This is a genomic window from Enterobacter sp. SORGH_AS_0287 (assembly GCF_031453695.1).
GTDB classification, from domain to species: Bacteria; Pseudomonadota; Gammaproteobacteria; order Enterobacterales; family Enterobacteriaceae; genus Enterobacter; species Enterobacter ludwigii.
In genome coordinates, this window is record NZ_JAVIZW010000001.1 from 4,612,877 (window position 1) to 4,631,306 (window position 18,430).

18 protein-coding genes are annotated in these 18,430 nt (G+C 56.6%); 9 read left to right on the forward strand and 9 right to left on the reverse strand.

Translation table 11 applies throughout. The features are described from left to right. Positions 1–67: 67 nt before the first annotated feature. Both norW and norV read right to left on the reverse strand, forming a co-directional pair. Positions 68–1,201, reverse strand: coding sequence for an NADH:flavorubredoxin reductase NorW (norW, locus tag QE396_RS21960; protein ID WP_020883843.1), 1,134 nt, complete (start codon positions 1,199–1,201; stop codon positions 68–70). Next, a complete protein-coding gene (gene norV / locus QE396_RS21965; RefSeq protein WP_020883844.1) occupies positions 1,198–2,637 on the reverse strand; it encodes an anaerobic nitric oxide reductase flavorubredoxin in 1,440 nt (479 codons plus the stop codon). The genes norW and norV overlap by 4 nt, the downstream gene beginning before the upstream one ends. Before the next feature lie 187 nt (positions 2,638–2,824). On the opposite strand from norV, the gene norR reads away from it, so the two are divergent. Continuing rightward, positions 2,825–4,339 carry a nitric oxide reductase transcriptional regulator NorR gene (gene norR / locus QE396_RS21970; RefSeq protein ID WP_020883845.1) on the forward strand — a complete coding sequence of 505 codons (1,515 nt, stop codon included), beginning with the start codon at positions 2,825–2,827 and terminating at the stop codon, positions 4,337–4,339. Here the strand turns inward: norR and gutQ are convergent. The 7 genes from gutQ to srlA all read right to left on the reverse strand — a co-directional run bounded on the left by gutQ (position 4,336) and on the right by srlA (position 9,241). Next, positions 4,336–5,301: an arabinose-5-phosphate isomerase GutQ gene (gutQ, locus tag QE396_RS21975; RefSeq protein WP_020883846.1), complete on the reverse strand. Its 966-nt coding sequence runs from the start codon at positions 5,299–5,301 to the stop codon at positions 4,336–4,338. The two genes, norR and gutQ, sit on opposite strands and share 4 nt — an antisense overlap. Further along, positions 5,294–6,067 (reverse strand): DNA-binding transcriptional repressor, encoded by a 774-nt coding sequence (locus QE396_RS21980; RefSeq protein WP_014171348.1) that lies wholly within the window; start codon positions 6,065–6,067, stop codon positions 5,294–5,296. The genes gutQ and QE396_RS21980 overlap by 8 nt, the downstream gene beginning before the upstream one ends. Positions 6,068–6,130: 63 nt before the next feature. Further along, positions 6,131–6,490, reverse strand: coding sequence for a transcriptional regulator GutM (gene gutM / locus QE396_RS21985; protein WP_047366619.1), 360 nt, complete (start codon positions 6,488–6,490; stop codon positions 6,131–6,133). A 61-nt stretch (positions 6,491–6,551) separates the two neighbouring features. After that, entirely contained in the window at positions 6,552–7,331 is a 780-nt protein-coding gene (gene srlD, locus QE396_RS21990; RefSeq protein ID WP_014171346.1) for a sorbitol-6-phosphate dehydrogenase, read from the reverse strand. Positions 7,332–7,346: 15 nt separating this feature from the next. Further along, a complete protein-coding gene (srlB, locus tag QE396_RS21995) occupies positions 7,347–7,709 on the reverse strand; it encodes a PTS glucitol/sorbitol transporter subunit IIA (RefSeq protein ID WP_032678837.1) in 363 nt (120 codons plus the stop codon). A gap of 12 nt (positions 7,710–7,721) precedes the next feature. Further along, positions 7,722–8,681 carry a PTS glucitol/sorbitol transporter subunit IIB gene (locus QE396_RS22000; RefSeq protein WP_014171344.1) on the reverse strand — a complete coding sequence of 320 codons (960 nt, stop codon included), beginning with the start codon at positions 8,679–8,681 and terminating at the stop codon, positions 7,722–7,724. Further along, positions 8,678–9,241: a PTS glucitol/sorbitol transporter subunit IIC gene (gene srlA, locus QE396_RS22005; protein WP_014171343.1), complete on the reverse strand. Its 564-nt coding sequence runs from the start codon at positions 9,239–9,241 to the stop codon at positions 8,678–8,680. Before srlA ends, QE396_RS22000 begins: the two co-directional genes overlap by 4 nt. 274 nt (positions 9,242–9,515) lie before the next feature. On the opposite strand from srlA, the gene mltB reads away from it, so the two are divergent. From mltB to alaS, 8 genes are all read left to right on the forward strand, one after another. Next, positions 9,516–10,616 carry a lytic murein transglycosylase B gene (mltB, locus tag QE396_RS22010; RefSeq protein ID WP_025203388.1) on the forward strand — a complete coding sequence of 367 codons (1,101 nt, stop codon included), beginning with the start codon at positions 9,516–9,518 and terminating at the stop codon, positions 10,614–10,616. Positions 10,617–10,864: 248 nt separating this feature from the next. Next, a complete protein-coding gene (locus tag QE396_RS22015) occupies positions 10,865–11,518 on the forward strand; it encodes a metal ABC transporter ATP-binding protein (RefSeq protein WP_032678836.1) in 654 nt (217 codons plus the stop codon). Next, a complete protein-coding gene (locus QE396_RS22020) occupies positions 11,515–12,375 on the forward strand; it encodes a metal ABC transporter permease (RefSeq protein WP_047366620.1) in 861 nt (286 codons plus the stop codon). Before QE396_RS22015 ends, QE396_RS22020 begins: the two co-directional genes overlap by 4 nt. 14 nt (positions 12,376–12,389) lie before the next feature. Beyond that, a complete protein-coding gene (locus QE396_RS22025) occupies positions 12,390–13,268 on the forward strand; it encodes a metal ABC transporter substrate-binding protein (protein WP_047366621.1) in 879 nt (292 codons plus the stop codon). Positions 13,269–13,398: 130 nt separating this feature from the next. After that, the gene (gene pncC / locus QE396_RS22030) at positions 13,399–13,896 is read left to right on the forward strand and encodes a nicotinamide-nucleotide amidase (protein WP_020883854.1); all 498 of its coding nucleotides are present in this window, start codon (positions 13,399–13,401) and stop codon (positions 13,894–13,896) included. Between the two features lie 89 nt (positions 13,897–13,985). Continuing rightward, positions 13,986–15,044, forward strand: a complete 1,059-nt coding sequence (gene recA, locus QE396_RS22035; RefSeq protein WP_047366622.1) for a recombinase RecA — start codon at positions 13,986–13,988, stop codon at positions 15,042–15,044. 68 nt (positions 15,045–15,112) lie between these two features. Further along, positions 15,113–15,613 (forward strand): recombination regulator RecX, encoded by a 501-nt coding sequence (gene recX / locus QE396_RS22040; protein ID WP_014171334.1) that lies wholly within the window; start codon positions 15,113–15,115, stop codon positions 15,611–15,613. A 131-nt stretch (positions 15,614–15,744) separates the two neighbouring features. Beyond that, the gene (gene alaS, locus QE396_RS22045) at positions 15,745–18,372 is read left to right on the forward strand and encodes an alanine--tRNA ligase (protein ID WP_014171332.1); all 2,628 of its coding nucleotides are present in this window, start codon (positions 15,745–15,747) and stop codon (positions 18,370–18,372) included. Positions 18,373–18,430: the final 58 nt, after the last annotated feature.

The following is an 18,430-nucleotide window of genomic DNA, read 5'->3' on the forward strand; positions in this document are numbered from 1 at the left end:
CCCCGGGACATCGGGGCTGTGGACCATAAAATCCAAAGGTTACGTTAGCGTGGCAGGCGAATCAGCGTTAAGCGGGTAATGATTTCAGCAGAGCGAAAGCCTCTTTCATCCTGTCTTCGCTCACCACAAAGGCGCGCATCTGTCCTTCGCTGTCGCACCCACGAGCCACCATTCCCTGAGGTTCAATGGAGAGTTGCCAGTGCAGGTCCGGACGCTCGGTTTCGCCTGCCAGGTGTAGCGGGAGTGCCGGCGTTTTTACTTTTACCAGCATGGCGGGTAATTTCAGTGGCACACTGCCGCCAGACAGGTTTTTCGCCAGGTACATGGCGCTCAGTTGAATGGGCTGCAGGAAGGGCAGGACCTGTCCGTTAATTTCAGCGCAGTCACCCAGGGCGTAAATATCGGGCTGCGTGGTTTGCAGGTAGCTGTCTACCTTCACGCCACGGCCTGTTTCCGCACCGGCGCGATGCGCCAGCGCCGTTTCCGGACGCAGGCCCGTGGCGGCAACCACCACATCCACCTCAACGCTGCGGCTGCGGTCGAGCGTTACATGAATCCCACTCCCGGTTTTCTTCAGGCTTTGCAGCTGGGATTTCAGCAGCAGATGTACGCCCATATCGGTCAGACGATGCTGTAAGCGACTACTTACTTCTGCGGGCATCAGCGCCGACAAAATGCTTGCCGCATGGTCGGCCAGGGTGACGGTTTTGCCCGCCCGGCTAAAGTCCATCGCCAGCTCTGTGCCAATCAACCCTGCGCCGACAATCATCACCCGCTTTGCGTCACGCAGCAGGGTTTCACTGGCCTGATACGCCTGCTGGCTGTTGAGGGTGATCATCAGTTCCCGGCCTTCCACCGGCGGCACAAAAGCAGACGCCCCTGTCGCCAGCACCAGTTTGTCGTACTGCCAGGTTTTGTCTTTTGCTTTCACCACATGGGCGGCGGCGTCGATATCGGTTATCCAGGTGTGCGGAAATAACCGCAGACTAAACTGTTCCGCGAACGCCCCCGCGGTCTGGCGGGTGAGGTCTTCGGCTCGCTGATTCTGGCTGATAACGTGGCTTAAATCAGGCTTGTTGTACTCGTCCATGCTGTCGGCGGCAATGAGCGTCAACGGCACGCTGGCGTCTTGTTTGCGAATGTTTTTCACCAGCTGGCGGGCGGCAAAGCCCGAGCCGATGATAACGATACCGTGGTTCATTGTGCCTCCGTCGCCAGTTCGTCAAAGACCTCTTTTCCCAGGGAACATTCCGGGCAGAGGAAATTGTCCGGCACGTCGCACCAGGGGGTACCGGGGGCAACATCCTGCAGCGGCTCGCCCTGTGCCGGGTCGTAAATCCACTGGCAGACGCTGCACTGCATGCGAGGGCCACCGTCAGCGACCGCTGTGGCGCAGGCTTGCTGCGGCGCGGGGTTTTTAGCGTTCATATCGGGGAGCGGCGCGAGCGCCCACTGACGCGCAATGTCACGGCCATGCTGGCGGCACAATTCAAGCGCGTCGATGTCCGGACGCCATTTCGCCTTCAGGCTCATGGACATCTCAAAACCGGCGTCCTGCAAACGTGTGGAGAGCCGGTCTACTGCGCCGCCGCTCCAGCCGTGGGAGCCAAATGCGCTGGCCCGTTTATTACGAAAGCGCAGACCGGTCATCTCTTCTACAAGGCCCGCAATTTTTGGCATCATCACGTTGTTCATCGTGGAGGTGCCCACCAGCACGCCCTTGGAGCGGAAGACGTTGGTCAGGATCTCGTTTTTATCGCTACGCGCCACGTTGAAGATTTTCACCGCCACGTTCGGGTCGACTTCATTAATACCCTGCGCAATGGCGTCCGCCATCATGCGGGTATTATTAGACATGGTGTCGTAGAAAAGCGTGATACGGTCTTCCTGGTAATCCGCGGCCCATTTGAGGTACAGCTCCACGATCTGGGTGGGGTTTTCGCGCCACACCACGCCGTGAGAGGTGGCTATCATATCCACGGGCAGGTTAAAGCCGAGGATTTCGGTGATTTTTGGCGTCACCAGACGGCTGAACGGCGTCAGGATATTGGCGTAGTAGCGCTGACATTGTTCAAATAGCTCAGTTTGATCCACTTCGTCGTTAAACAGGCGCTCGTCACAATAGTGCTGGCCGAAGGCATCGTTGCTGAACAGCACCGCATCGCCGGTCATGTAGGTCATCATACTGTCGGGCCAGTGCAGCATCGGGGTTTCAACGAAGATCAGCTGTTTGCCGTTGCCGATATCCAGCGTGTCGCCGGTTTTGACGGTGTTGAAATTCCACTCCGGGTGGTGATGGTGGCCGTTAATCGAGTCGATGGCGTTGGTGGTGCAGTAAATCGGGGTGTCGGGAATGCAGGACATTAACTCGGTCAGCGCCCCGGCATGATCCTCTTCCGCATGGTTAATGATGATGTAGTCGATATCCGCAAGATCGATTTCACTGCGCAGATTTTGCACGAACTCCCGGCTGAATTTGTGATCGACGGTATCGATGAGCACGTTTTTGCCTTCACGGATGAGATAGCTGTTGTAGCTGCTGCCGCGCAGCGTTTTGTACTCCGTTCCGTGGAAGTCACGCACTTCCCAGTCACGTTGGCCAACCCAATGAATGTTATTTTTAACCAGAATAGACATAGCAACCTCAATTAATACGGCGTTTTTCAAATAAGATGTCTAGCCTTTATCAAGTTGCGTGCCAGTTTTTCATGTTGCTGTTTTTTATGGTTTTTTAATTTTATCATCCGTAATGGGTAGTCAATATGACTATCTGATTTATGGTCATTGTGACAATATGAATGGTCAAAATGACAGTGAGGCGCAGATGAGCTTTTCCGTGGACGTACTGGCAAAAATTGCCATTGAACTGCAAACCGGTATCGGTCATCAGGACCGTTTTCAGCGGCTGATTTCGACGCTGCGCCAGGTGCTGGCGTGCGATGCGTCGGCACTGCTGCGCTACGACGCCCGGCAGTTTATTCCGCTGGCTATCGACGGGCTGGCGCAGGACGTTCTTGGGCGACGCTTCTCCCTGGAAGGCCATCCGCGTCTGGAAACCATCGCGCGGGCCGGTGACGTGGTGCGCTTTCCGGCGGACAGTGATTTGCCCGACCCTTACGACGGGCTGATCCCGGGGCAGGAGAGCCTGAAAGTTCATGCCTGTATCGGTCTGCCGCTGTTTGCCGGACAAAACCTGATTGGGGCATTAACCCTCGACGGCCTGTCGCCGGATCAGTTCGACACCTTTAGCGATGAAGAGCTGCGGCTGATTGCCGCGCTGGCCGCCGGTGCGCTGAATAACGCGCTGCTGATCGAACAGCTTGAGAGCCAGAACATCCTTCCCGGCAGCCCGTCGGCGTTTGAACCGGTGGCACACACGGAGATGATTGGGCTGTCACCGGGGATGGTGCAGCTAAAAAAAGAGATCGATATCGTGGCGGCCTCGGATTTAAACGTGCTGATTTTCGGGGAAACCGGCACCGGTAAAGAGCTGGTGGCGAAGGGCATCCACGAAGCCTCGCCGCGCGCGGTCAACCCGCTGGTGTACCTCAATTGCGCCGCGCTGCCGGAAAGCGTGGCGGAAAGTGAACTGTTTGGTCACGTCAAAGGGGCGTTTACCGGGGCGATCAGCAACCGCAGCGGCAAATTCGAAATGGCGGATAACGGCACGTTGTTCCTCGATGAAATTGGCGAACTGTCGCTGTCGCTTCAGGCCAAACTGCTGCGCGTCCTGCAGTACGGCGATATTCAGCGCGTCGGCGACGATCGCAGCCTGAGAGTCAACGTGCGTGTGCTGGCGGCAACCAACCGCGACCTGCGCGAAGAGGTGTTGGCCGGGAATTTCCGCGCTGACCTGTACCATCGTCTGAGCGTGTTTCCGCTTACCGTGCCGCCGCTACGCGAGCGCGGTGACGATGTGGTGCTGCTGGCGGGTTTTTTCTGCGAGCAATGTCGGTTACGAATGGGCCTTTCCCGCGTGGTATTAAGCCCCGGCGCGCGAGCCCATCTGATGCGCTACGGCTGGCCGGGTAACGTACGCGAACTGGAACATGCGATTCACCGCGCCGTGGTGCTGGCGCGGGCGACACGTTCGGGAGATGAGGTGGTGATCCACGCGCGGCATTTCGCATTGCACGATGACACCGCTTCGTTCGTTACGCCTGCCGCGCCGGAAATGGCCCATGAGAACCTGCGGGAAGCAACAGAAGCGTTTCAGCGTCAGACGATCGCCCGCGCGCTGGAGCAGAATAACCGCAGCTGGGCGGCGTGCGCGCGAGCGCTGGAAATGGACGTCGCCAACCTGCACCGGCTGGCGAAACGTCTGGGACTCAAAGGTTAAATAATCCCGGCCTGGTAGAAATCCTGCAGGTTGATGGCGCCGCACAGCTTGCCGTGCTCATCCACCACCGGCGCGGCGGTGATTTTGCGTTTCATCAGCACCTCTTTGGCTTCGATGGCGCGGCTCTCGGCGTTCAGGGTCAGCCCGCCCCGGGTCATCGCTTCCGAAACCTGGGATTCCAGCTTGCCGCCGCCCACCAGCCAGCGGCGCAGGTCGCCGTCGGTAAACACGCCTTTAACGCTACCGGTTTCATCGCATACCGCTACCAGACCCAGCCCGGTGCGGCTCAGTTCCAGCATCGCATCCATTACGCTGGTGTTGAGTTTGACCTGCGGAATGGCCTCGTCGGTCCGCATCAGATGATGAACTTTATTGAGCAGTCGCGCTCCGAGCGCGCCCGCCGGGTGCGAGCGGGCAAAATCTTCTTCGTTAAAGCCGCGTGCCTGCATTACCGCCATTGCCAGCGCGTCGCCCATCATCAGCGTATTCACGGTGCTGGAGGTGGGGGCGAGGTGCATCGGGCAGGCTTCGCGCTCAACGGAGATATCAAGCGTGGCCTTGGCCGCCAGTGCCAGCGGTGAGCGGGATTTACCGGTCATCGCCAGCAGCGCGACCGATTTTTCCTGCAGACGCGGGATGATGAGATCCAGCTCTTTGGCCGAACCGGAGTAGGAGATAAACAGCATCACGTCGCGGCTTTCAATCATCCCCAGATCGCCGTGCAGCGCTTCGGCCGGATGCACGAAGAACGCCGGTGTGCCGGTGCTGGCAAGCGTAGCGGCAATCTTTTTGCCGATATGACCGGACTTGCCGATCCCGGAGACCACCACTTTACCTTCGCACTGGATAATGGTGTTTGCCGCGCGCACAAAATCCTCGCCCAGACGTTCCGGCAGGCGGCTGGCTTCCTGCAGCTCCAGCATCAGGGTCTGGCGGCCTGCGTTTAACAGAAAATCACTCATCTCTCTCTCCGGTTACAATCACGTCGATCCCTTTCTCTTCCAGCGCTTTTTTGAACGCCGGGTCGATACCTGCGTCGGTAATGAGCTTATCGACGCTTTCAAGGCTGCAGACAATGTTGGGACTTTTACGGCCAAACTTCGACGAGTCTGCCATCAAAATCACTTCGCGCGCGGCGTTGCACATCGCTTTGCTGACGCTGAACACCTCGTTAAAGGTCGTCACACCGGCGTTCAAATCGATGCCGTCCGTGCCCATAAAGAGTTTATCAAAGCTGAAGTGTTCAAAGGCGTTTTCCGCCAGTTGACCGTGAAACGACGCAGATTTTTTACGGAACGTCCCGCCGGGCATCAGAATGGTTTGCTCGCTGTCGAATTCCGACAGGGCGTTGACGATATGCAGACTGTTGGTCATCACCGTGATGTTGTTGAAGCGGCTGAGCATCGGGATCATCTGCAGCACGGTGCTGCCTGCATCAAGGATAATGGAGTCGCCATCATGGATAAATTTTACGGCGGCCTCGGCAATCAGCGCTTTCTGGTGAGTATTGATCAGCGTTTTGTGATCGATAGGCGGGTCGGCTTCATCTTTGTTGAGCATCACGCCGCCGTAGGTTCGGATGACTGCACCAGAGTTTTCGAGCAATACCAGATCCTTTCGTATTGTCGTGCCGGTAGTGTCAAAGTAGTGGGCCAGTTCTTCTACCGAGCATTTTCCCTGCTTTTGCAGATGCTCCAGAATGGCCGCCTGACGCTGACGTGGTTTCATAGGCGCTCAATTCCTTAGGTTGCGAAATGATAATTTCGCAAGCTTATCGCGTTCACAACGAAATTATCCATGTTTCAGATTAAGCGCTAATGATAGAGCATTCTGACAGAGCGAATCATGGGGAAAGATCACATCGGGTTGTAATTCCTGCAGCGATATCCCGTTAATCGCCTGGATTTTCGCCGGGCGGGCAAAAACGGTCATCCCGCGCATGATGAGGGAATCGCAGACCGTATTGTGTTCGTCCAGCGCAATGGCAACCACCACGCGCGGTTTGAAACGCCCGCCGGAACGCCCGACGCCCACGCGCCCTTTCTGACACAGGGCATCAAACGCGCGGTTAAACTGGCGGATTTGCCAGCCGCCAAAGATCAGCTGGCACATCCAGGCGATGGCGGCAACGGTAATGAGTGCGGTAACCATACGAGCTCCTTGTTGTTCCCTCTCCGGAAGGAGAGGGGGATACGGGCATCAGCGTGTTCGATCAGAACATCACCTGCCCGCCGGTGACATTAATGGACTGCCCGGTGCAGTAAGAGGCTTTGGGGCTGGCATAAAACAGCAGCATGTTCAGCACGTCCTGATAATCGCAGCCGCGCTTCAGCGGCACTTTGTCGATGTAATACTGCTCCACTTCCTCTTCTTTCAGCCCGAGCTTGGTGGCATATTGCGGCAGCAGGGACTGGAACATCGGCGATTTCAGCAGGTTGCCCAGCATCAGCGAGTGAACGGTAATGCCATATTCGGCCAGATCGAGGGCCAGAGATTGCGTCAGCCCTACGCCGCCAAATTTCGCCGCGCTGTAACCGGAGTTGTGTTTGCTGCCCACTTTGCCCGATTTCGAGTTGATCTGGATGATGCGCCCCTGAATGCCATCGCGGATCATCAGACGGGAAAACTCGCGTGCGCAGAGGAAATAGCCCACCAGGTTAACCTGCAGGGAGCGGTCGAAGTCCCCCAGTTCGAAATCGCTGATAAAGGCCGCTTTGGCTATTCCTGCGCTGTATACCAGCAGGTCGGTACGGCCAAAAATCTCGTCCACGCCGCGGGCCAGCGCCATTACGCTCTGCTCGCTGGTGGCATCAGCACCAAATCCGTAGGCCATCCCTTCACCCAATTCGGTGTTGATGGTGTCCGCCACGCGTGCGGCTTTTTCACTCTGAATATCCACTACCGCCACGCGGTAACCCTCTGCAGCAAGCCCACGGCAGAGGAACTCGCCTAAGGTTTGTCCCCCACCAATGACAACGGCAACCTGACTCATATCTTTCTCCTTAAATTACGCAACAAACTTCAACGTGCAGCCTGGGGTGACAGCCTGCGGAACCGGGCCATCCACATGAACCGTACCGGGATATTCCGCCTGCGGCTGGCCATCAAAACGCAAAGTGATATGGCCGAGCTCCCGCAGGTTTTGTTCGGCCACGTCGCCGACGGCGGTCACGGCGTAGCGCGCGTCACCCAACTCCAGCTGGCTCCCGGCCTTCAGCTCACCGTTCATCTCGCCGTGACAGTGGATAAAGCAAAACTCTTCGATATCCGCGGGCGCACCTTCGCGGAAGGTAATCAGCATCTTGTCGCTGAGCGCATCGGCCGCGCTCTGGCCAATGCGGGTGATGGTGGTCTGGTAAATTACGGTCATCACAGGAACCTCTTATTGGTAAATAAAGCCGGAGACAAACCAGGCGATCAGCACCGTCGGTGCGCCGGTCAGGAAACGGCTGACCAGTACAGACGGCACGCCAACGCGTACGGTGTCCTGGCGCGCTTCCGCCAGCGACAGCCCGACAGGAATGAAATCACACGCCGCCTGGGCGTTAATGGCAAACAGGGCGGGCAGAGCCAGATGCGGGGGAATGTTGCCAAGGCCAATCTGCACGCCAATCAGCACGCCGATAACCTGCGCAATGACCGCGCCTGGGCCGAGAAACGGCGACAGCAGCGGGAAGGAGCAGATCAGCGCCAGCGTCACCAGCCCGAGCGGGTGGCTCGCCAGCGGGGCGAGGCCATGGGCAATCCAGTCGCCAAGACCCGAGGCCATGATGATGCCGATCAGCGCCGAAACGAATGCCATAAACGGCAGAATGGTTTTCAGCACCGTGTCGATGGTGTCGCGCCCGGACTGGAACAGCACGGCCACGGCAGAGCCCATCCCCATTCCGACTTTTGCCAGCAGGCCGTCACTCTGTTCGGTGATTTTTTTACTCGTGTCGTAATCACGCGGGGCCGCTTTCTGAGGGGCAGCAGACCCCTGTGCCAGGTGAATGTTTTCCTCCTTCACGCCGGAGACATAAATGTCCTCCAGGATGTACTGCGCCAGCGGACCTGATTTACCGGTGGAATGGATATTCACGGTAGGAATACGCCGCTTGGGGTAGATGCCGCAGCGCAGCGTGCCGCCGCAGTCAATCACCGCCACGCCAATTTCCGCTTCAGGCGGTTCGCCCTCTTTGAAGCCGTCGACCGCTTCCCAGCCGGTCAGCTCACGCAGTTTGTCGACAATGGCCGGACGTGTGCCTGCGGTGATATAGACGATTTTTTTGCCTTCAGTGGCGTCGAATTCCAGTGGGCCGCCCCAGCCGCCCGTTCCTTTTTCAATGCGAATACGGCTCATGCTGCGGCTCCTGAAAGATGGACTTTCTGTTCAAGCTGGATACCCATTTTCTTCTCGAAAATGGCGGTGGTGAGGTCCGTGACCCAGCCGCGGAAAAAGTTGGTGACCAGACCGACCAGCAGATAACTCACCGCCAGCGGACCGAGCGGCAGGCCAAGCGTGGTCAGGCCGCTGGCAATGCCCAGATAGACAAACAGCTCGCCGGGGTTGATATGCGGGAACAGGCCATTCATGGAGTGGCAGCTGTAGGAGGCTGCGGCGTAATAGCTGGGTTTGTACTTTTCAGGCATAAAGCGGCCGAGGCTCAGCGTCATCGGGTTGCAAAAAACAAACGTACCGATGAAGGGCAGAACCAGGTAACGGGACAGCGGATTGCCGGCGCAGCGCTGGGCAAAACGTTCAATGCGTTGCTGGCCGATAAAGTTAATCAGCGCGTTCATGATGACCAGCAGGCTAATCAGCAGGGGCAGGATCCCGGTCACCATGCCGGTGAACACTTCTCCGCCTTTCTGAAACAGCCCGATGAACCACTCGGCGCCGTGGGTGATGGTTTCTATCATTCTTCTCTCCTGTGGGGCTTTTTTGTTTTTGTATAACCGAGGCTAATAATAATCACTTTGAAAGGTTTTAAAGTGTTAATTAGATCTCACAATGAAAGAAAAATGGATTATTTTGAAAGTTAATTGCCGTCGGGAGTCTTGGGTGGACGAAAATTGCACAGATTTGCGATGGGGAGCGTAAAGATTTGGTGGGGGAGGTGCGTACCACTTCCTTGAGGTGTTGCGGATGCTTTACCATACTGGGTTCTTATCGAACCCGTTAAATGGATGTCACATGTTCAAGCGTCGTTATGCAGCGTTGTTACCTGCGCTTATTCTGCTGTCTGCCTGTAGTAGCAAACCCAAGACCGAAGCCGTGCAGCAAACGGCTGGCGCGCCTTCCGGAGGATTCCTGCTGGAGCCGCAGCATAATATGATGCAGATGGGCGGCGACTTTGCGAATAACCCGGCGGCCGAGCAGTTCATCGATAAAATGGTGAGCAAACACGGTTTTGACCGCCAGCAACTGCATGAAATTCTGTCGCAGGCGAAGCGACTGGATTATGTTCTGCGTTTGATGGATCGCCAGGCACCGACGGCTCAGGTACCGACCGGGCCAAATGGCGCATGGCTGCGTTATCGCAAACAGTTCATTACGCCGGATAACGTGCAAAATGGCGTGGTCTTCTGGAACCAATATGAAGATGCGCTGAACCGTGCGTGGCAGGTGTATGGCGTACCGCCTGAAATCATCGTCGGGATTATCGGCGTGGAAACCCGCTGGGGCCGCGTGATGGGCAAAACCCGTATCCTCGATGCGCTGGCGACGCTCTCCTTTAACTACCCGCGTCGCGCTGAATATTTCTCGTCTGAACTGGAAACCTTCCTGCTGATGGCGCGCAATGAACAAGATGACCCGTTAGATCTCAAAGGCTCGTTTGCCGGTGCGATGGGCTACGGCCAGTTTATGCCGTCCTCCTATAAGCAATATGCCGTCGACTTTAACGGAGATGGTCATATCAACCTGTGGGATCCGGTGGATGCCATCGGCAGCGTGGCGAACTACTTTAAAGCGCACGGCTGGGTGCCGGGCGGTCAGGTGGCGGTGCAGGCTAACGGCCAGGCACCAGGGCTTGAGAACGGCTTTAAAACCAACTACAGCGTTTCGCAGCTGGCCGCTGCAGGCTTAACGCCAACGCAGCCGCTGGGAAATACGCAACAGGCGAGCCTGCTGCGTCTGGATGTCGGTACGGGTTATCAGTACTGGTACGGACTGCCTAACTTCTACACCATCACCCGCTATAACCACAGCACCCACTATGCGATGGCCGTATGGCAACTGGGGCTGGCGGTGTCACAGGCGCGCGTGCCTGCCGCGTCGCCGTTCAGTCAGTAACGCTTGATGTTCAACCCTCTTCCGCCGGGAGAGGGTTGGGCTGATATCCAGAAACATTTCGCCACACTCCCGGTAATCTCCGCTCATTTACATCCGCATTATCTTTCATTATTGTTATGTTATAACATTAGATGTGGTGATGAGATGTCTACTTCCTTTTTTTCTCTGTCTGCGCCGGTCCGGCTTCTGATGGCGCTGGCGCTGATTGTCTTTATCGGGCTGGCCGTGTGCTGGGCGGTGGCATTGCCATGATTGTGATGAATCAACTCACGGCGGGTTACGACCGCGAGCCGGTCACGCGTCCTCTGTCCGGGGTGATTGAATGCGGGAGCATGACCGCCATCCTCGGGGCCAACGGCTGCGGTAAATCAACGCTTCTGAAAACCCTCGCCGGGTTTATCCCGCCGGTAAGCGGCAGTTTTCACTGGCAGAAAAAACGTCCGGTAATGGGCTGGCTGGCACAGCGTCATGCCCTGGAGGCGCAATTTCCGCTAACCGTACAGGATGTGGTCAGCATGGGCTGCTGGCCTGAAGCATCGCTTTTTTCTGGCCTTCGCCGTGAAATGCGGCTGCGCATTGCCGGCGCGCTTGAGCGGGTGGGGCTTGGAACGATGGCGCTAACGACCATTGATGAGCTCTCCGGCGGTCAGTTTCAGCGCATGCTGTTCGCGCGGGTATTGGTGCAGCAGGCACCGCTGGTCATGCTCGATGAGCCCTTTACCGGCGTTGATGAAGCTACCTGTAATGTGCTGATGGACCTGATGCTGGAAATGTATATGCAGGGGCAAACGGTGCTTGCGGTGCTGCACGACAGCGAGCGTGTATCGCGCCACTTCCCGCAGACGTTACGGCTGGACGCTGACATTCCCCAGTGGAAAACCGAGCGGGTGAGGGTGGCATGATCTGGCATATCTTTTTTCAGCCTTTTATTGAGTATGGCTTTATGCGCCGCGCGCTGGTGGTTTGCCTGGCGTTGTCCGTCAGTACCACTGCTCTGGGCGTTTTCCTTCAGCTGCGCCGGATGAGTCTGATGGGCGATGCCCTCTCTCACGCCATTTTGCCCGGTGTCGCGGTGGGGTATTTGCTCAGCGGTATGTCGCTGCTGACCATGAGCGTGGGGGGCTTTATTGCCGGTATTACCGTGGCGCTGGTGGCCGGGCTGGTCAGCCGTCGAACGCCGCTTAAAGAGGACGCCAGTTTTGCCGGGTTCTATCTTGGCTCGCTGGCGCTGGGCGTCACGCTGGTATCACTGCGCGGTTCGAACGTCGATCTTCTGCACCTGCTGTTTGGCTCCATCCTGGCGGTGGATAACGATGCCGCGCTGTTTGTGGCAGGCGTTTGCATGTTCACCCTTATCACGCTGGCGATTTTCTACCGTGGGCTGGTGACCGAGGCCTTTGACACCGCCTGGCTGCAGGTAAACGCCCGCCATGTTCCCGGCTTATTACACGGCCTGTTTCTGGCGCTGCTGGTGCTTAACCTCGTTGCCGGTTTTCAGGTGCTTGGCACGTTGATGGCGGTCGGGCTGATGATGCTCCCTGCGGTAGCGGCACGCTGCTGGGCACGCACCTTACCCCGACTGCTATTGATGGCGGGTATCAGCGGTATTTTCTGCGCGTGGCTCGGACTCAGTCTCTCCTGGGCCGCCAGCCTGCCCGCGGGGCCGTCCATCGTGCTTACCGCCAGCGCGCTGTTCTTTATTTCCATTTTATTTGGCACGCGCAGCAGGCTGGCTGGCAGCCTGCGTGCGCTTTTTTAACGGAAGGGGAAACGATGAAACGTACGGGATTCGTAGTGGCGCTCGCGCTGGGGATGATGTCGCAAACGGTGATGGCGAAAACGCTCAATGTGGTGACCAGCTTTTCCATACTGGGGGATATGACCCGGGAGGTGGGCGGTGACCATGTGAACGTCACGACGCTGGTGGGTCCGGACGGCGATCCGCATACCTTCGAGCCCTCGCCAAAAGATAGCGCGGCGCTAAGCAAGGCAGATGTTGTGGTGGTCAATGGTCTGGGACTGGAAGGGTGGCTGGATCGCCTGGTGAAAGCCTCCGGGTTCAAAGGCCAGCTGGTGGTGGCGTCGCGTGGTGTGCAGACGCATACCCTCGAAGAAGAGGGCAAAACCGTCACTGACCCGCACGCCTGGAACAGCGCGGCGAACGGGGCGCTGTACGCGCAAAATATTCTCAACGGGCTGGTGAAAGCCGACCCAGAAGATAAAACCGCGCTGGAAGCGACCGGAAAACCGTACATCGCGCAGCTTAAGCAGCTGGATAGCTGGGCCAAAACGCGTTTTAGCCAGATCCCGCTGGTGAAACGTAAAGTGCTGACCAGCCATGACGCGTTCGGCTATTTCAGCCGCGCCTACGGGGTGACGTTTATGGCGCCCCAGGGGTTGTCGTCAGAGAGCGAGGCCAGCGCGGCACAGGTTGCTGAGATCATTAATCAGATTAAAGCGGACGGCGTGAAAAGCTGGTTTATGGAAAACCAGCTCGACCCGCGGCTGGTTAAACAGATTGCTACAGCCACCGGCGCGCAGCCGGGAGGCGAGCTTTACCCGGAAGCGCTCTCGGCAAAAGGGGGCGTGGCAGAGACCTACGTTAAGGCGTTCCGCCACAATGTGGATACCCTCGCTGACAGCATGAGATAATCCTCGCCACCGCCGGTGCGCTCGCATCGGCTTTTTTCTGAAGCCCCCTCGTAAATCCTGCAGCGCATCCCCATATCTGACGAGAAAGTGCTATCTTGTGCTGCATGTTTTTCTAAGGCCTGGAGCGAGAATGACTGACCATGAATTGATGCAGCTTAGCGAAGTGGTAGGGCTGGCGCTTAAGCAACGCGGGGCGACCCTCACCACCGCGGAGTCCTGCACCGGCGGCTGGGTGGCGAAAGCGATTACCGATATTGCCGGCAGTTCCGCCTGGTTTGAACGTGGTTTTGTGACCTACAGTAATGAAGCTAAAGCGCAAATGATCGGCGTGCGGGAATCTACGCTCGAACAGCATGGCGCGGTCAGCGAGCCGGTGGTGATTGAGATGGCTATTGGTGCGCTCAAAGAGGCGCGCGCGGATTATGCAATATCGATTAGCGGCATCGCGGGCCCGGACGGGGGCAGTGACGTGAAGCCTGTCGGCACCGTCTGGTTTGGTTTTGCTACCGCCAGAGGTGAAGGGATCACCCGCCGGGAGTGCTTTAGCGGCGATCGCGAAAGCGTGCGTCGTCAGGCAACCGTTTATGCATTAAAAACGCTCTGGCAACAATTTCTACAAAATACTTGATACTGTATGACCATACAGTATAATTGCACCAACAGAACAGAAATCCACGGTGAAGCACAGTCGCTTCTCCCGGCATGACAGGAGTAATAATGGCTATCGACGAAAACAAACAGAAAGCGTTGGCGGCAGCACTGGGCCAGATCGAAAAGCAATTCGGTAAAGGCTCCATCATGCGCCTGGGTGAAGACCGTTCCATGGATGTGGAAACTATCTCCACCGGTTCGCTTTCTCTGGATATCGCGCTGGGCGCTGGCGGCCTGCCAATGGGCCGTATCGTAGAAATCTACGGGCCCGAGTCCTCAGGTAAAACAACCCTGACGCTGCAGGTTATCGCTGCGGCACAGCGTGAAGGTAAAACCTGTGCGTTTATCGATGCCGAGCACGCGCTGGACCCTGTTTATGCTCGTAAGCTGGGCGTTGATATCGACAACCTGCTGTGTTCTCAGCCGGACACCGGTGAACAGGCGCTGGAAATTTGTGACGCGCTGGCACGTTCCGGTGCGGTTGACGTTATCGTGGTCGACTCCGTTGCTGCTCTGACGCCAAAAGCTGAAATCGAAGGCGAAATTGGTGACTCTCACATGGGCCTCGCGGCACGTATGATGAGCCAGGCAATGCGTAAGCTGGCCGGTAACCTGAAGCAGTCCAACACGCTGCTGATCTTCATCAACCAGATCCGTATGAAAATTGGTGTGATGTTCGGTAACCCGGAAACCACTACCGGTGGTAACGCGCTGAAATTCTACGCTTCTGTCCGTCTGGATATCCGCCGTATCGGCGCGGTGAAAGAGGGTGAAAACGTGGTGGGTAGCGAAACCCGCGTGAAGGTTGTGAAGAACAAAATCGCAGCGCCGTTCAAACAGGCTGAATTCCAGATCCTCTACGGTGAAGGCATCAACTTCTACGGCGAACTGGTTGACCTGGGCGTGAAAGAGAAGCTGATTGAAAAAGCGGGCGCATGGTACAGCTACAACGGCGACAAGATTGGTCAGGGTAAAGCAAATGCAATCTCCTGGCTGAAAGAGAACCCGGCTGCGGCGAAAGAAATTGAGAAGAAAGTGCGTGAGCTTCTGCTGAACAACCAGGACGGTACGCCTGATTTCGTGGTGGATAACGCGAGTGCTGAAGAAACCAACGAAGATTTCTAATTCTCTCGTTTAAAGATGAAGGGCTGCTAATGCGGCCCTTTTTGCATTTCTGAATCAGCAGGTTTTTTATGAGTGAATCGACTTCACGCCGCCCTGCCTATGCACGCTTACTGGACCGTGCGGTGCGCATTCTTGCCGTCCGTGACCACAGCGAACAGGAGTTGCGGCGAAAACTGTCGGCCCCCGTCATGAGTAAAAACGGGCCGGAAGAGATTGATGCGACCGCGGAAGATTACGACCGCGTCATTGCCTGGTGCTATGAGCACCGCTATCTGGATGACGAGCGTTTCGCTTCCCGGTTTCTTGCCAGCCGCGGCCGCAAAGGATATGGCCCCGCGCGTATCCGCCAGGAGCTGAACCAGAAAGGGGTCGCCCGTGAAACCATTGAAAAGGCCATGCGCGAATGCGACACAGACTGGTGCGCGCTGGCAAAAGAACAGGCCATTCGCAAGTACGGCGAACCCTTGCCACGTGAATTTTCAGAAAAAGTTAAAATCCAGCGCTTTTTGCTCTACCGCGGCTTTCTGATGGAAGATATTCAGGATATCTGGCGTAATTTTGCGGATTGAACGCATGCGGGATTTTACTTCCCACTAAAGAAAACTTATCTTATTCCCACTTTTTCCAGTAGCTGGTCTGTCCAACGTTTTACCGATACAGGCTTGCTACGACATTTCGTTAGCTTGATTTCAGGATAATTATGAGCAAGAGCACCGCTGAGATCCGTCAGGCGTTTCTCGATTTTTTCCATAGTAAGGGACATCAGGTAGTTGCCAGCAGCTCCCTGGTACCGAACAACGATCCGACTCTGCTGTTTACCAACGCCGGGATGAACCAGTTCAAGGATGTGTTCCTTGGTCTCGACAAACGTAATTATTCCCGCGCCACAACCTCACAGCGTTGCGTGCGTGCGGGCGGTAAACACAACGACCTGGAAAACGTCGGTTACACCGCGCGTCACCACACGTTCTTCGAAATGCTGGGTAACTTCAGCTTCGGCGACTATTTCAAACACGATGCCATTCAATATGCGTGGGAACTGCTGACCGGTGAAAACTGGTTCAACCTGCCGAAAGATCGTCTGTGGGTTACCGTCTATGAAACCGATGACGAAGCCTACGAAATCTGGGAAAAAGAGGTTGGTATCCCGCGCGAGCGTATTATTCGCATCGGTGATAACAAAGGCGCACCTTATGCGTCTGACAACTTCTGGCAGATGGGCGATACCGGTCCTTGCGGTCCGTGCACCGAGATCTTCTACGATCACGGCGACCATATCTGGGGTGGTCCTCCAGGCAGCCCGGAAGAAGACGGCGATCGCTACATTGAGATCTGGAACATCGTCTTCATGCAGTTCAACCGTCAGGCTGACGGTACGATGGAGCCGCTGCCGAAACCGTCCGTTGATACCGGTATGGGTCTGGAGCGTATCGCGGCTGTTCTGCAGCACGTTAACTCCAACTACGAAATTGACCTGTTCAGCACTCTGATTAAAGCCGTTGCGCAAGTGACGGGTGCAACCGATCTGAACAACAAATCGCTGCGCGTTATTGCAGACCATATCCGTTCCTGCGCGTTCCTGATTGCCGACGGCGTGATCCCGTCGAATGAAAACCGTGGCTATGTGCTGCGTCGTATCATTCGTCGTGCTATCCGTCACGGCAACATGCTGGGCGCGAAGGACACCTTCTTCTATAAACTCGTTGGGCCACTGATTGGCGTGATGGGCGCAGCCGGTGATGAGCTGAAACGTCAGCAGGCGCAGGTTGAGCAGGTTCTGAAAACGGAAGAAGAGCAGTTTGCTCGTACTCTGGAGCGCGGACTGGCGTTGCTGGATGAAGAGCTGGCGAAACTTAAGGGCGATACGCTGGACGGCGAAACCGCTTTCCGCCTGTACGATACCTACGGTTTCCCGGTTGACCTGACGGCGGACGTTTGCCGTGAGCGCAACATTAAAGTGGACGAAGCAGGCTTTGAAGCCGCAATGGAAGAGCAGCGCCGCCGTGCGCGCGAGTCCAGCGGTTTTGGTGCTGACTACAACGCGATGATCCGCGTTGATGGCGCATCAGAATTCAAAGGCTACGAAAATCTGGAACTGACTGGCAAAGTGACCGCCCTGTTTGTTGACGGTAAAGCCGTAGACAGCATCAACGCGGGTCAGGATGCGGTTGTCATTCTGGACAAAACGCCGTTCTACGCGGAATCCGGCGGCCAGGTTGGCGATAAAGGCGAACTGAAAGGCAACGGTTTCAGCTTCAGCGTAAGCGACACGCAGAAATACGGTCAGGCGATTGGCCATCAGGGCAAACTGACTGCCGGTTCTCTGAAAGTGGGCGAGGGTGTCCAGGCGAACGTTGATGAAGCTCGTCGTGCGCGCATTCGTCTGAACCACTCAGCTACGCACCTGATGCACGCTGCCCTGCGTGAAGTTCTGGGAACGCACGTTGCACAGAAAGGTTCTCTGGTTAATGATAAAGTGCTGCGCTTCGACTTCTCTCATTTTGAAGCGATGAAGCCGTCAGAAATCCGCGCGGTGGAAGATCTGGTGAATGCGCAGATCCGTCGTAACCTGCCAATCGAAACCCATATCATGGATCTCGAGGCGGCGAAGAAGAAAGGCGCGATGGCACTGTTCGGCGAGAAATACGACGACCGCGTTCGCGTGCTGAGCATGGGCGACTTCTCGACTGAGCTCTGCGGCGGGACGCATGCCTCCCGTACCGGCGACATTGGTCTGTTCCGCATTGTTTCCGAATCAGGAACGGCGGCGGGCGTGCGTCGTATTGAAGCGGTAACCGGTGAAGGCGCGATTGCCAGCCTGCATGCGCAGAGCGATCAGCTGCACGACATCGCGCAGTTGTTGAAAGGTGATAGCCAGAACCTGGGCGAGAAAGTGCGCGTTGCGCTGGATCGTACGCGTCAGCTGGAAAAAGAGCTGCAGCAGCTGAAAGAGCAGGCTGCGGCGCAGGAGAGTGCAAACCTCTCCAGCAAAGCTGTAGACATTAAGGGTGTTAAACTGCTGGTCAGCGATCTGGCGGGCGTTGAGCCTAAGATGCTGCGTACTATGGTCGACGATCTGAAGAACCAGCTCGGTTCCACAGTTATCGTGCTGGCGACAGTGGCAGAAGGTAAGGTTTCTCTGATTGCGGGCGTCTCTAAGGATGTGACCGACCGCGTAAAAGCAGGGGAACTGATTGGTATGGTCGCCCAGCAGGTGGGCGGTAAGGGTGGCGGTCGTCCGGACATGGCGCAAGCCGGTGGTACGGATGCGGCGGCACTTCCTGCGGCATTGGCCAGTGTTGAAAGCTGGGTGAGCGCGAAACTGTAATAACTACAAAGCACAAGCAGACGCCATAGCGGTAACGTTATGGCGTCTTGTTCACTGC